Annotated in this window: 10 protein-coding genes and 1 rRNA gene; 5 read left to right on the forward strand and 6 right to left on the reverse strand. The window is 62.7% G+C overall.

The features are described 5' to 3' along the window. Positions 1-898: ribosomal RNA gene (locus tag C461_RS06775) — 16S ribosomal RNA — on the reverse strand; the annotation flags it as partial. 839 nt (positions 899-1737) lie between these two features. Here C461_RS06775 and C461_RS06780 point away from each other — a divergent pair. After that, positions 1738-2298 (forward strand): TATA-box-binding protein, encoded by a 561-nt coding sequence (locus C461_RS06780; RefSeq protein ID WP_004046033.1) that lies wholly within the window; start codon positions 1738-1740, stop codon positions 2296-2298. Positions 2299-2386: 88 nt separating this feature from the next. Here C461_RS06780 and C461_RS06785 read toward each other — a convergent pair whose 3' ends face one another. The 3 genes from C461_RS06785 to C461_RS06795 form a co-directional block, all read right to left on the reverse strand. After that, positions 2387-3589 (reverse strand): Cdc6/Cdc18 family protein, encoded by a 1203-nt coding sequence (locus tag C461_RS06785; protein ID WP_007999809.1) that lies wholly within the window; start codon positions 3587-3589, stop codon positions 2387-2389. Between the two features lie 780 nt (positions 3590-4369). Then, positions 4370-6622 (reverse strand): NADP-dependent malic enzyme, encoded by a 2253-nt coding sequence (locus C461_RS06790; protein ID WP_007999810.1) that lies wholly within the window; start codon positions 6620-6622, stop codon positions 4370-4372. 147 nt (positions 6623-6769) lie between these two features. Beyond that, the gene (locus tag C461_RS06795) at positions 6770-7864 is read right to left on the reverse strand and encodes a DUF7544 domain-containing protein (protein ID WP_007999811.1); all 1095 of its coding nucleotides are present in this window, start codon (positions 7862-7864) and stop codon (positions 6770-6772) included. Between the two features lie 87 nt (positions 7865-7951). Between C461_RS06795 and C461_RS06800 the strand changes: the two genes are divergently transcribed. Beyond that, a complete protein-coding gene (locus C461_RS06800; RefSeq protein WP_007999813.1) occupies positions 7952-8800 on the forward strand; it encodes a DUF7117 family protein in 849 nt (282 codons plus the stop codon). 45 nt (positions 8801-8845) lie between these two features. After that, positions 8846-9073: a DUF7385 family protein gene (locus C461_RS06805; protein ID WP_007999814.1), complete on the forward strand. Its 228-nt coding sequence runs from the start codon at positions 8846-8848 to the stop codon at positions 9071-9073. A gap of 42 nt (positions 9074-9115) precedes the next feature. On the opposite strand, the gene C461_RS06810 is transcribed toward C461_RS06805, so the two are convergent. After that, positions 9116-10765, reverse strand: coding sequence for an MATE family efflux transporter (locus C461_RS06810; RefSeq protein WP_007999815.1), 1650 nt, complete (start codon positions 10763-10765; stop codon positions 9116-9118). A 66-nt stretch (positions 10766-10831) separates the two neighbouring features. Next, positions 10832-11932, reverse strand: a complete 1101-nt coding sequence (locus C461_RS06815; protein ID WP_049906415.1) for a mechanosensitive ion channel family protein — start codon at positions 11930-11932, stop codon at positions 10832-10834. A 119-nt stretch (positions 11933-12051) separates the two neighbouring features. Here C461_RS06815 and C461_RS06820 point away from each other — a divergent pair, with 119 nt between their 5' ends. Further along, positions 12052-12861, forward strand: coding sequence for a proteasome assembly chaperone family protein (locus tag C461_RS06820; protein WP_007999817.1), 810 nt, complete (start codon positions 12052-12054; stop codon positions 12859-12861). Positions 12862-12953: 92 nt separating this feature from the next. Beyond that, positions 12954-14006 carry an HTH-type sugar sensing transcriptional regulator TrmB gene (gene trmB, locus C461_RS06825; RefSeq protein ID WP_007999818.1) on the forward strand — a complete coding sequence of 351 codons (1053 nt, stop codon included), beginning with the start codon at positions 12954-12956 and terminating at the stop codon, positions 14004-14006. Positions 14007-14042 lie beyond the last annotated feature (36 nt).

Genomic DNA, 14042 nt, shown 5'->3' on the forward strand with positions numbered 1-14042 from the left:
CCGCAGGCTCCTCCGGTTGTAGTGCTCCCCCGCCAATTCCTTTAAGTTTCATCCTTGCGGACGTACTTCCCAGGCGGCCTGTTTAGCGGCTTCCCTACGGCACAGCACCCACTCGTAGTGGGAGCCACACCTAACAGGCATTGTTTACGGCTAGGACTACCCGGGTATCTAATCCGGTTCGAGACCCTAGCTTTCGTCCCTCACTGTCGGATCCGTCTTCGCGACGTGCTTTCGCCATCGGCGGTCCGTCCAGGATTACAGGATTTCACTCCTACCCCGGACGTACCCGTCGCGCCTTCCGGTCCCAAGCCACGCAGTTTCTACCGGACGCCCACCCGTTGAGCGGGTGGATTTTCCGATAGACTTGCGCGGCCAGCTACGGACGCTTTAGGCCCAATAAGATCGGCCATCACTCGGGCTGCCGGTATTACCGCGGCGGCTGGCCCCGGTCTTGCCCAGCCCTTATTCGTCCACCTCCCTACGGTGGACAAAAGCGTAGGCTCTATGCCTACGCACTTGGGATTCCCTTATCGCACTGTCGTGCAGTGTAAAGGTTTCGCGCCTGCTGCGCCCCGTAGGGCCCGGAATCTTGTCTCAGATTCCGTCTCCGGGTTCTCACTCTCATGACCCGTACCGATTATTGGCACGGTGGGCCGTTACCCCACCGTCTACCTAATCGGCCGCAGCCACATCCTTCGGCGCCGGAGCGTTTGGCGCATCACTCATTCCAGGTGTGATGCGGTATACACTATTAGCCTCAGTTTCCCGAGGGTATTGTGTTCCGAAGGGTAGTTTGGCCACGTGTTACTGAGCTATTCGCCACGAGTCTGAACTCGTGCGACTAGCATGGCTAAATCGAATCCCAATAGCAATGGCCTCCGGCAGGATCAACCGGAATGTATACCTCCGAACCTGGTTCCCGGCTCGGAGGGGNCTAGCATGGCTAAATCGAATCCCAATAGCAATGGCCTCCGGCAGGATCAACCGGAATGTATACCTCCGAACCTGGTTCCCGGCTCGGAGGGGTGTTGGCGGGTTTTGACTTACGAGAAGTCAAAACACCATTGCATGGTCTATATGGTGTCCGGTCCACCCAGCGACCTGGATGGCACCGAACTACCAAGGCTCACATCAGATTTCCTCTTACGCCGGAGCGCAGGGGGCGAAATCCTCATTTTCGTTGAGCCGGACGAACCGGCTCTGCGAAACCGGGCCGAGTTGAACGGCCCGAGTTCGCGGATGCGTTCTTCGCGTTTCAACCGAACGGGCTTATACACTTAAGCACGTCGGAACGCTTCGACCGGCCGCGGTGCGGCCGACCGTCGTCCCCCACGCCGGGGGACCTTCGCATCTAACACGAATGCCGGGTTGTACTTAACCCCGTCGAACTATCGCCGCCACGTCATGCGGTTTCAATGAGATAGAGTCACACGACACGCTTCGATCGACCCGCAATACGTTCGAGGGAACCACGCCAAATAGCAACGATAGTTCTCAGATGTATACCCACTAATTATCACATATCCATCAGTTGGTTAGAGGGTAACGACAGACCACGTGAGCAAATTCTTCCAGGCCCTATCGAACTGGTCGCAAATAAAGAACGCAACACGACACAGCGGACCAAGTAGAACAGAGCACCTGTGCCCAACAGACCAGTTGCCGGGCACCGATTCGCAAGCGGTCGTTTATACCACGGGCGTTTATAAGGGAGGGGGACACATATAAAAGCGAACGATGACGAACCCTGCAGATTCGATCGAGATCCAGAACGTAGTTGCATCGACGGGGATCGGCCAAGAGCTCGATTTAGAAGCGCTTGCTGAGGACCTTCCGGGAGCCGATTTTAATCCAGATAACTTCCCCGGGCTCGTTTACCGGACTCAGGAGCCGAAAGCCGCTGCACTCATTTTCCGCTCGGGGAAGATTGTGTGCACGGGCGCGAAGAGCATTGACGACGTTCACGAAGCGCTCGGGATCATCTTCGAAAAGCTTCGCGGCCTTCAGATCCCCGTAGAAGATGATCCGGAAATCACCGTCCAGAACATCGTCTCAAGTGCTGACCTCGGTCACAACCTCAACCTCAACGCGCTCGCGATCGGCCTCGGGCTCGAAGATGTTGAGTACGAGCCGGAACAGTTCCCAGGTCTGGTCTACCGTATGGACGAGCCAGAGGTCGTAATTCTGCTGTTCGGGAGTGGAAAGATCGTCATCACGGGTGGGAAGCGCACTGATGATGCCGAAGAAGCGGTCGAAGAGATTGTGGAACGAATCGAAGGGCTCGGTCTCCTCGGGTAGCGGTTCCCTCGATCGAATCGCTTCGAGGCGCTGACGCGATCAAGAGGACGGAACGACCGGGAATGGCAAAGAGAACGAGACGAGGTGCCTACTCGGCTGTGTCTTCAGTCAGCACTTCCTTCACGACACTGGGATCTTCCAACAGCTGGTGTTTCGTATAACTGCCCTCCGCGCTTCCCCCGCTGTGTTTCGACTGCTCGATGATGTCGAGAAACGCGTGCTCTTTGAGCAGATCCCGAACCCGGCGTAACGAGAGGCTGTCGGAGCCTTCCTGTCGGCAGATATTCTCGTAGATTTCGTACACACGGCTGGTTCGAAAGCCGTCTTGCCGCCCGCTCGATAACGAAAGCAAGGCGAGTGCTTGGAGCACGTACCGAGAGTGGGGTGTTGAGCCGCGAATGAGTTCTCGGAAGCGATCCGTCTCGGCGCGCTCGCGTGCCTGGGTGACGAAACCCTCTCTGACTGTCGGTTCGCCGTTCGCCTGTGCAATCTCGCCGGCGTATCTGAGGATATCGATCGCCTTTCGGGCGTCCCCGTGCTCCCGTGCTGCGAGTGCCGCGGCACGCGGGATCGTTGAGGGCTCGAGCACGTCGTCGTGGAAGGCGTCCGCGCGCGCCTGCATGATCTCCCGGAGTTGGTTGGCGTCGTACGGTGGGAACACGAACTCACGTTCACACAGGCTGGATTTGACCCGCTCGTCCATCCGGTCTTTGTATTGAATCTTGTTACTGATCCCGACGACACCGAGTTTGCAATCCGTTATTTTCCCGGCCTCACCGGCTCGCGAAAGCTGCATCAGTATGGCGTCGTCATCGAGCTTATCGATCTCGTCGAGGATGATCAGGACGACGTCGTGCCGCTGGTCGAGGATACGCCACAGTCGCTTGTAGTACGTCGACGTCGAGAGACCCTTATCCGGGACGTTGATGCCGGTCGATTCGGGGTCGTTGACGCCCTCGGCGATCGTTTGTACCGCTTGCGTCTCGGTCGTGTCTTGCGCGCAGTCGACATACGCGAACATCGCGTTGACGCCCTCTTCGCCGGCCGTCGAAACGAGTCGCTTCGAGACGTACTTGGCACAGAGCGACTTTCCGGTCCCCGTTTTCCCATATATCAGCACGTTGCTTGGGCTCTGTCCGAAGATCGCCGGGTTCACGGCTGTCGCGAGGTCAGCGATCTCGTCGTCACGACCGACGATCCGTCCTTCCCCGGGGAGGTGGCTGATCTCGAGGAGTTCCTTGTTCGCGAAGATCGGGTCCTCCCGAGTGAAGAGGTCGTCCGCTGCGTCCATAGTATTGACACCGTGTTTCCGGTGAAATGCGTTCTGTTTCGAGCGCGCTACAGCCGAACGAGCGTTTTGAGACACACACCACGTTTCCGGTGAAATGCATTCTGTAGCGGGGGGAGGTGGTAGCGCGTTCACCGGAAACCCGGTGTCGGTTGCCACAAATCGACTCTCTGCCCCAGTCAGATAGGGCGGTTACAGATAATCAAATGACGACCAATAAGGGCATTAAAACACAACTAAAAGAAGTACTCGCCATTAACAGGACAAACGCCGATAAATAACGAACGTCGGCTGGTAAATGGCAAATATTGAGAGGAGGAGTTCAGTGTTGAACGCACTGTTAATAGGTACACCGAAGGACAAACCGGATCGACGGAATCTGACCGATCGACGTGAGTGACTACCCGATCGATTACTCATTGTTCACAAACTCGGGGGTGACCACGTTTCCGGTGAAATCTCTACAGGTATTCGAGATAGTCTCTACTAGAAGCTTAATGGACTGTAGACAACTACACTATTTAACTGTTTATGCATGAAGTAAACACCAAAGATCCGATTTTCAGCTAGATAGACCGAAAGACGGGCCACCCCGAGAAGATCGGCACCCCCCACCCCACAACCAAAACCCTATTTCACCGGAAACACGGTGTGTCTCTCCAATCGACCACACCAACAGAAAACGCTCACACTCATCGGGAGCTACCGTACTTCCCCCGACTACTCCCGACTACTTCACCCCGACTTCCCTCAACTTCCCTCAACTTCTCTCGGCTACCCGATCTACTCTTGTGCGTCGACGACGGCGACACTCGCCAGGTTGACGATGTCCTTCACTTCGTCGCCCCGCTGGAGGACGTGAACCGGTTCGTCCATACCGACCAGCATGGGACCGATGGCTTCCGCTCCTCCGAGCCGCTGGAGCAGTTTGTAGCCGATGTTCCCGGCTTCGAGATTCGGGAACACGAGGACGTTCGCGGCTTGATCGAGCTCTGAGAACTCGTAGGTCCCATTGAGGATATCGTCGACGACGGCGGTATCCGCCTGCATCTCCCCGTCGACCGGGAAGTCCACAGCGCTATCTTCGTGGAGAATTTCGACGGCCTCTCGCGGCTTCCGAGTCCCTTCGTTGTCCACGCTCCCGAAGTTAGAGTACGACAACATCGCTGCGCGCGGCTCGACGTTGAACCGCCGAGCAAGTTCGGCCGTGTGTCGAGTGACCTCCGCCAGCGTCTCGGCGTCAGGGTCCTGGTTTACAGTGGTGTCTGCACAGAATATGACCCGATTTTTGAACGTAAGCATGTAGACCCCAGCGATCGTGTCTGTGTCGGCAGCAGACCCGATCACTTGTAACGGCGGTCGCAGCGCAGACGGGTAGTGATGAGTCAGTCCCGTGAGCATGGCGTCGACGTCGCCCGCTTTCACCATGACGCTGCCGAGGTAGTTCGTGTCCCGCTGAACCAGTTCGTTCGCCTCGCGGCGAGTGATCCCCTTCCGCTTCCGGAGTTCGTGGAGTCGGTCTCCGTACGCCGTCACGTCGCGGGTGGATGGGTCCACAATCTCCGGCTGGAACGAGAGCCCGAGCCGATCTGCCGTTCGGGTGATCTCATCTGCATTTCCGAGGAGGACGGGTTCGGCGATGCCCTGTTCGGTGAGCTGGTAGGCCGCTCGGATCATCTTTTCGTCGGTCCCCTCAGCTAACGCGATCCGTTTCGGATTGCTCTTGGCTTTGTTCAACACCACACGCATCATTTCTCGAGACTTCCCGAGACGGGCTTCGAGCCGTTCGCGGTACCGTTCGAGATCGATCTCCGCCCGGGCGCAGCCGGATTCCATCGCAGCGTCGGCGACCTTCGGTGCCACCTCGAAGAGCACGCGAGGGTCGAGGGGCTTCGGGATGACATAATCTGGACCGAACTGCAGAGGGTCGTCGCCGTACGCCTTCACGACCGCGTCCGGTACGTCCTTGCGCGCCAGTTCTGCGAGCGCCTCCGCGGCCGCTCGCTTCATGTCCTCGTTGATCTCGGTCGCGCGCACGTCGAGCGCGCCACGGAACAAGAACGGGAACCCGAGCACGTTGTTTACCATGTTGGGGTAGTCGGAGCGACCCGTCGCCATGATCACCGTGTCATCGCGAGCGTTTTTCGCGTCCTCGTAGGTGATCTCCGGATCGGGATTCGCCATCGCGAAGATAATCGGATCCGCGCCCATCGATCGGACCATCTCCTGGGAGACGATGCCTCCGACGGAGAGTCCGACGAAGACGTCGGCGCCGTCCATCGCATCCGCGAGATCGCCGCCGTCACCCTCGCTGGCGAATTGGCTTTTATATTCGTTGACTTCGCCGTTCGCGACGCGCTCCTCGGTGATAATCCCGGAAGAGTCGCACATCGTGATGTTCTCCTTGCGCGCGCCGAGCGACACGTAGAATCGGGCGGTTGCAATCGCGGACGCGCCCGCGCCGGAGAACACGATCTCGATCTCCGAGAGATCCTTTCCGGATATCTCTGTCGCGTTCATCAGTGCCGCTCCGGAGATGATCGCGGTGCCGTGTTGGTCGTCGTGGAACACCGGTACGTCCATCTCCTCGCGGAGTCGTTCCTCGATTTTGAAGCACTCCGGGGCCTTAATATCCTCTAGATTCACGCCGCCGAAGGTCGGCTCCATCGCCTTCACCGCCTCGCAGAACGGATCGACCTCGCTGATATCGAGTTCAATATCGAACACGTCGATGTCGGCGAAGCGCTTGAACAGTACGCCTTTCCCCTCCATGACCGGCTTCGACGCCGCCGCGCCGATGTTCCCGAGTCCGAGCACGGCAGACCCGTTCGAGACGACCGCGACGAGGTTCCCCTTCGCGGTGTACTCGAACACCGCTTCGGGATCCGCGGCGATGTCGCGACAGGGGGCCGCAACGCCCGGTGAGTACGCCAGTGAGAGGTCTCGCTGGGTGTTCGTCGGCTTCGTCGTCTCGATCGCGATCTTTCCAGGCGGCTCTTGTCGGTGGTACTCGCGCGCGTCGTCGTCTAGTCCCATGTGTTTCTCCTTTCGGTAACAGAGTAAAAAGGTATGTGAACCCGTCGAATATGCAGTTCGACGTTCGACGATGTGAAGGAGTGGATCCGATTCGACGAAATCCGTCCGGGTGCTTGGTGTCCCGAAGCCGGTCTGAACGGCGAGTGGCTACGACCTCTCCCGTACGGGCGAGTCCGATACCGCTGTCGACTCGGGATCTATGTCGGGGTGTAACAGCGCGAGCGAGCGATCGATCCCGCCGAGCGTCGACACCTCGTAGGCGATCAGGTACGTCCGCGTGAGAACTCGAACGGGCAAAAACAGAACCAACAGCGCCACTACCGCCAGAAAAGCGACGATAGCGATCGCGACGAGACCCGCTGCCGTTCCGAGCAGCGCTCCGACGCCACCGATCGGAATCGCCGCAATCAGTAACACGGCTCCGGCGACGAGGGCAACGAGGGCGCCGGCGAGTGCGAAGGCGATCCCCTCGGCGATCGCGATGCCGATACCGATGACGAAGTGGACCACGAGATAGACCGCGACCTCGACCCGGTTCACACGCAATGCGTCCCACGTTCGCCGCCAGCCAGAGATGACGCCCCGATCTTCGACGATCATCGTGGGAACGACGAACTCGAAGGTCAGCCGGAGCGCGAGAATCGCAGCCAGCGCGACTATCGCTCCCAGAATCCCCAACGCGACCAGCCAGCCGACCGAGAGTGACGCGATCGACGCGACCACCGAATCGAGCGGTCGCCATCCGATCGGGTCCGCTGAGATCGCACCGGTGAGTACCGCGACGGCGATCGGCAGGGCAGCGGCGACCGAAAGCACCACCGACGCGACGAACAGCCCGAACGCCTGCCGGAGCCGATCGATGAACGGTCGCCACAGCCGGACCGCGTTCGTGTGGAGCGCGTCGTAAAAGACGAGCCGAAGTGAGAGCGAAAATACGGAGAGCACGACGGCTGCAAAGACGATTCCGAGGAGCAACGCGATCACGAGCGGTCCGTCGAGCGTGAGGCCGCCGTCGACAGCACCTCCCGTGATCGGCCCGGTGTCGCCCGTCAGCCCGCCCGCCGGCGGCACGTTGAATTCGGCGTCTGGAACGGCGGGAACCGAGGCGTTCGTACTCACTCCGCCACCCATCAGGAGCACGAGGAGAGCGAGCTTCGTCCAGCGAACTAGGCTGAACGGGAACAGGAACCGGCGCGTGGCCTCGACCGCGTCATCCACGGCGTCGACGGCGTGCCAACTCATGGGCAGCGATTCTCACCGATTGCATATATATTATGTCACGCCGTCCGACCCGCAGCCCTTTACGCCGCCGCGGACGAACGCCCGCGTATGAAGGTTCGCGGTGAACGGGAGTGTCAGGCCTGTGGCACGCGCTGGTCGTATTACGAGACGGGCTCGATCGAGTGTCCGAGCTGTGGGAGTCCCCGGAGCGTCGGCGTCGACGACCGGACCGCACACACCGACGCGCCCGCCGACCTCGACCTCTCCCCGCACCGCGCCCGGTTCGGTGACGCGCGCGGCACTCTCCCCGAGGACGGCGTCGACGATCTCAAGACTGATCTTCGCGCGTACGCGCGCAAGCGAGGTTTCATCCGCGGCGGCGAGCTACTCCCGCTCGATTCCACGTACCGTGCGGCTCGCGAACTCCTCGAGGCGATCGATCTGTACGACCGCCTGCGAGACCCCACCGACGCCGAAACCCACTATCTGCTCGACCTGCTGGCCGGCGCCGACGACGGCGAGCGACCGGACGTCACAGCTGTCCCCGAAACCCTCCGCAGAGCACGCGGGATGGCCGCGGTCCGCGCAGCCGACGAGTATCGGACCGACGTGCTCGCGTTCCTCGACGAACTTCGCGCGAGCGAGGAGGTCACCGCCGGCGACAGCGGTGTCGATAGCGGGCGCGCGGGCGACGATGGCAGCCGCGAAATCGACGAGGCGGCGGCCACCGTCGCCGTTGAGGGCGTCGACGCCGTGACCCGAATCGCTCCGGCCCGAGACGCGCTCGAACGCCTCCGCGACCGGACGAAGCGAGTCGACGCGCTCAACGGCGACGTCGACCCCGCGGACGCCGACGCCCTCACCGACGCCGCGGACGCGATTGGCGAGTTCGTCAGGAGCGGTGACGAGGCGGCTCTCGCTCGGGCTCGAAAGCTCCTGTCGGAACCCGGTGAGTGACCCTCGCGGGGCCACATTGAAGCCCCCCCGCTCGAACCGCGATCCATGCCGCGTTTCGACGTCCACGAGCACCGACACGCGTTGAAACAGCTCAGAGATACGGGTGCGACGAGCCTCTGGGCGAATCGAGACGCCGTCGCGTGCCCCGTCTGTGACGACCCGTTCGAACGGCTCTTCACCACCCGCGAAGCGGGCGCTCGGTTCCCGGAGAACGACGGTGCGCGGTTCTGTCTCCTCCGCGACGGCGACACGATACACCTCTTTCGACACTAACGAGCGAGAGCGCTTCGGACCCGCGGTGACGGCGCCGCCGGTTCAGTCGTCGCCGACCGGATCGACGCTCGGCTCTGGGTCGTCGATGTACCGCTCCGTCCACGTCCCGCGTGCGAACCACGCGACACCGACGAGCGCGCCGAGCACGTTCCCGAGCGCCATTCCGACCCAGATACCCGTCTCGCCCCAGCCGGCGACGAAGACGAGGTATCCCACGCTGGCGACCCGACCGACCCAGAGGGTGAGAATGGAGATCACCATCGCCGTCTTCGTGTTCCCGGCGCCGCGGAACGCGCCGAGAATTACCTGTGAGACGCCGATGAAGGCGAACTCGACGGATCGGATACGGACGTACTCGACGGCGTAGGAGACGGTCGCCGGCGCGTCCGGCACGTCGCCGAGGAACACCCCGACGATCGGCTCCGTGAACGCGACGGCGACCACGGCGACGAGGAACATCACCCCAGCTCCCGTACCCGCGGCGAGCTTGACCGATCGGGCTGCGCGGTCCGCCCGGTTCGCACCGAGGTTCTGTCCCACCATGGTGTCGATGGCGCGGCCGAGCCCCATCGCCGGGAGGAAGACGAGCGAGATGAGCCGATTCCCGAGGCCGTACGCGGCCACGATCGGCGGGGAGAACGTGACGACCATCGCGGTGAGCGTGATCATCGCCAGCGCGCTCGTCGTCTGCTCGACGCTGGAGGGGAGCCCCAGCCGGAAGATGTCCTCGATGAACCCGAGGTCCGGCTTGAGGTGCGCCAGGGTGACGGCCGGTCCGAGATCGGTCGCGAACAGCAGCCAGATCCCGATCGCCGTGGCGACGCCCCGCGAGAGGATCGTCGCCAGCGCGGCGCCTTCGATCCCGTACCCCGTGAACCCCGTTGCCGCGAACAGCGCCGCTTCAATCGCGACGGGGTCGAAGCTCGCCACGAAGGGGACCGCCGTCAACCACACGAACAGCGGATTATTGGCGAACCCGAAGATGAAAAACGGGTCCAAGAGCACGTTTAAAAAGACGGAGACGACCATCACGGCCATCGGCGTGCGGGTGTCCCCGTAGCCGCGCATCAGTGCTGAAAAGACGAAGAAGCCGAACATCAGCGGGATGCCGGCGAAGATGACCTCCATGTAGTCCGCCGCCAGCGGAATCACCGTCGCCGCGGTGTCCGCGTCGCTCGGCAGAATCTCTAACGCGGGACGCGTGTAGAAGTAGCCGCCGACCCCGATGAGCACCGACAGGACGGAGACGCTGAAGATCGTCTGCCCGGCGACCAGCCCGGCCGATCGGTTCCCATCGGCGCCGGTGTACTGCGCCACGAGTATCGCCCCCGCGGTGGTGAACCCGCCGGCGACGGCGATCAGCAGGAAGATGAGGGGGAACGCGAGGCTGATCGCGCCGACCGCCTCGGCCGACAGCCGCCCGAGGTACAACGTGTCGACGACGTTGTACGTCACCTGCAGCAGCTGGATGACGACGATGGGCCACGCGAGGTGAAAGAGGGGCCGGACGAGGCTGCCCTCCGTGATCGATGTTTCGGAAAGACGATCGTCGGCGCTGTCCGGCCGGTCGCTGCTTTTCTCATCGCTGGTGTCGTCCGCGGTGCCGTCGGGGTCCGTCGTCGGGGTTTCGGGAGGGTCTCCGTCGGGCGCCGAGGCCGACTCTCGGGAGTTGTCGGGGGACTCGTCGCTCACTGATTTATAAGTGACCGGCTCGGTCTATCAGCGTTCCGATTCCGGCTATCCCCCGGGACCGCCCGTTCAGATCGATCCGCGGTCGTCCGCCGTCGATCCCTCCTCGTCCGGGGCGCTCTCCGCCCGTGTCGGCGAGTCTGTACCCTCGCTGCCGTCGGATCTCGATTCGTCGTTCGAACCAGCGCGGTCTCCGGACGGCGCCACGCTCTCGGGCATGTGTCCGGCCCGGTCGTCGTCGTCGCGGATACCGGCGCGTTCGGTGTCCGACCCGTCCTCGGGGCCACCGACCCGGGCCACTCCGGACGTGTCGTCGAAGACGAGGTGTCGGTGGGGGTACGCCATCTCCACGTTGGCGTCCGCGATCCGGTTGCGGATCTTCGTGTTCACGTCCGACTGCACCTTCCCGAGCTTGTACGGCTTTTTCACCCAGTAGCGAAGCCGCAACAGCACGCCGTCGTCGCCGAACTCGTGGAGTCGACAGTCGGGGCTCGCCGTGTATCGCGCGACGCCGATGCGAATGTCCGGCCCGCCGTCGATGACGGCCTCGCAGTCCCTGGCGGCCCGCTCGATCTTCTGGCGCGCGACGTCGATGTCGCTCTCGTACGTGACGAGTACGTCGATGGTTCGTCGGGTGCGCTCGTCTTCTGCCGAGAAGTTGGTCACGTCGCGCTCGCGCATCGTCCCGTTGGGAACGACGAGGAACGTGTTGTCGAGCGTGAAAATCTTCGTGTACCGGATCGTGATGTCCTCGACGAAGCCCGTCGTCCCGTCCTCCAGTTCGATCATGTCGCCGATCTCGAAGGGCTGATCGGCGAGGATGAACACGCCGTTGATGAAGTTCCCGACCAGCGGCGCGAGGATAATACCGATCACGGCCGAGAAGACCGCCGTTCCGAGCAGCAGATCGGCGAAGCGGAACCCGGCCGCCCCGAGCCCGATCAGCGTCGCGATCGTGATCGTCCCCACTCGGACGCCGCGAACGATCGTCTGTGCGACGCTCTGTCGCGACACCCGTCTGGCCACGGGCCGCCCGATCAGTCGGACGAGGAACTTCGCGACGAGCGCGCCCACGGCTACCGATAGCAGAACGATAAACAATCCGAAGCCCGGGAACCCGGTGAACCGTGCGAACCAGTCCGCGACCGGGGCGGTCTCGGGCAGTACCATATCGAAATCGCCGTCGCCCACCCGAAAAAGGGTTTCTCCCCGTCTATCGGATCCGAGGATCGGTTCCCGGCCAGATGTCACTGGATAATACTATCACCTCCCGCAACGAACCGAGACGCATGTCCGAGTTCACACCCCCCCGGCCGTCGTTCAGTGTCGCGCACGACTCCTCGCCGAGCGACGTGGTCATCGTCGGCTTCTCTTCGTTCGGTCTCGCCGGCCTCACCGCCGTCGACTACCTCATCGACAACCTCGAACTCGAGGAGACGGGCCACATCCGGACGGAAGGACTTCCCACGATCACGCCGTTCGCAAAGGGTCGGCCGCGTCATCCGATCCGATTTTACTCCTCGGAGGACGTCGACGTGACCGTCCTCGTCTCCGAGCAGTTCGTTCCGCCGGGGCTCGGTGAACTGCTCGCGACCTCGATCCTCGACTGGACTGAGGACGCCGACGTCTCGGAGATCGCGGTGCTCGCCGGCATTCCGATCCCGCACGGGCCGGACGCCCACCGGACGTTCTACGTCGCGACCGACGACTACCGCGAGGCCCGCCTGGGTGACGACCCCGCTACCGCCGGTGACAACCCTGCTACCGATGGTGACGACGTCGCGATCGACACCGACGGTCCAGACGCCGTCCCGCCGATGGAGGCCGGCTTCATCGACGGGACGAACGCCTCGCTGCTCGAACGAGGGATGGACTCGCCGCTCGGCGTCGGCGTGTTTATCACGCCGGTACACGCGCAGGCGCCCGACGTCGAGGCGGCGGTCCGGCTCGTCGACACGATCGACGCGATATACGATCTCGGCGTGGATTCGGAGCCGCTCGCCTCGTTCGCCGCCGAAATACGACGCCACTACGAGAGTCTTGCTGAGCGGATGGAAGAACGCGAGCCCGAAGGGACCTACGACCGAATGTACATGTAGGTCGCCTCGCGGTCCAGAGGACCCGGCTCTGAAAACGCGTGCAACTCAACTCATAGTAAAAACCTATATCCGAGGACCGTTTTGAAGCGAGCATGACTGACGATCTCCGCGGCACGCTCGATCACGTCGGGGACCGGTTCAACCTCGGCGAGTACGAGATCGACGCGTACCTCGCGGTGTTGGAACACGGCGAGTTGACGGCGAGCGACATCGCCGATCGAACAGATATCCCGCAGCCCCGGGTGTACGATACGGTTCGCAGCCTCTCGGACCGCGGCCTCGTCGAACTCCGCGAGTCCCGGCCGATGAAGATCGTCGCCGTCGACCCCGACGACGCGTTCGGCGACCTCCGCGACTCCTTCGCGGAGATGGTCGACGAACTGGAAGCCCGCTACACCGCGCCGACGCGCGAGACCGAAGCGGTGTCGCTCGTGAAGTCGCGCTCGACGATCCTCCGCTACCTCGAAGAGGTCATCACGGGCGCGGAGTACGAGCTCGCGGTCTCGCTGACGCCCGGCCTTCTCCGGCGGTTCCGCGACGAACTCGCGGCGAAGGTCCAAGCGGGCGTCAGCGTCGAACTCCTCGTCACCCCGGCCGCGCGGGCGCCGGACCCCGACGAGTTCGACTACCACGAGGTCGCCACTATCGCCCGCTCGCGGCGCGGGATCACCACCCCGATCCTCGCCGTCGGTGACGGCGAGTACTCGGTGTACGCCACGCAGGACGCGCTCCGAGACGACCGCGAGCGGTACGGCGTCATCTTCAACCGCTCCGCGCTCGGCTTCCTCGTCTCGGGCTTTTTCGGTACCGTCCTGTGGACGACCGCCGAGACGCTCGCGACGAACGGCGCCGATCGCCCGTTCCCGCGCCGCTACGCCTCGATCCGACGCGCGGTCAAGGACATCCGCGAGTTCGACGGCGAGGAGTTCTACGCGACGGTCGAGGGTCGTGACATCGAGACCGGCGACGCCGTGACCGTCCGCGGTCGCGTCGTCGACGTCGCCTTCGAGGACACGGAAGAAGTCGCGTCGCTGGTCGTCGAAACCGCGGACGGCCGCGTCGAGATCGGCGGGCGCGTCGCCGCCCTCGAAGACGTCGAGGGACAGGAGATCGTCATCGGCCGAAACGAGCCCCCCGCGCTGTAACGGTCGTCCTCGGCTGCCGGAGGCCCGGTTTTTATT

It is taken from the genome of Halorubrum aidingense JCM 13560, assembly GCF_000336995.1.
Taxonomy (GTDB): domain Archaea; phylum Halobacteriota; class Halobacteria; order Halobacteriales; family Haloferacaceae; genus Halorubrum; species Halorubrum aidingense.

Coding starts and splice junctions, on each gene's coding strand:
- C461_RS06780 (WP_004046033.1), top strand. CDS start 1,738: ATGACGAACCCTGCAGATTCGATCGAGATCCAGAACGTAGTTGCATCG.
- C461_RS06785 (WP_007999809.1), bottom strand. CDS start 3,589: ATGGACGCAGCGGACGACCTCTTCACTCGGGAGGACCCGATCTTCGCG.
- C461_RS06790 (WP_007999810.1), bottom strand. CDS start 6,622: ATGGGACTAGACGACGACGCGCGCGAGTACCACCGACAAGAGCCGCCT.
- C461_RS06795 (WP_007999811.1), bottom strand. CDS start 7,864: ATGAGTTGGCACGCCGTCGACGCCGTGGATGACGCGGTCGAGGCCACG.
- C461_RS06800 (WP_007999813.1), top strand. CDS start 7,952: ATGAAGGTTCGCGGTGAACGGGAGTGTCAGGCCTGTGGCACGCGCTGG.
- C461_RS06805 (WP_007999814.1), top strand. CDS start 8,846: ATGCCGCGTTTCGACGTCCACGAGCACCGACACGCGTTGAAACAGCTC.
- C461_RS06815 (WP_049906415.1), bottom strand. CDS start 11,932: ATGGTACTGCCCGAGACCGCCCCGGTCGCGGACTGGTTCGCACGGTTC.
- C461_RS06820 (WP_007999817.1), top strand. CDS start 12,052: ATGTCCGAGTTCACACCCCCCCGGCCGTCGTTCAGTGTCGCGCACGAC.
- trmB (WP_007999818.1), top strand. CDS start 12,954: ATGACTGACGATCTCCGCGGCACGCTCGATCACGTCGGGGACCGGTTC.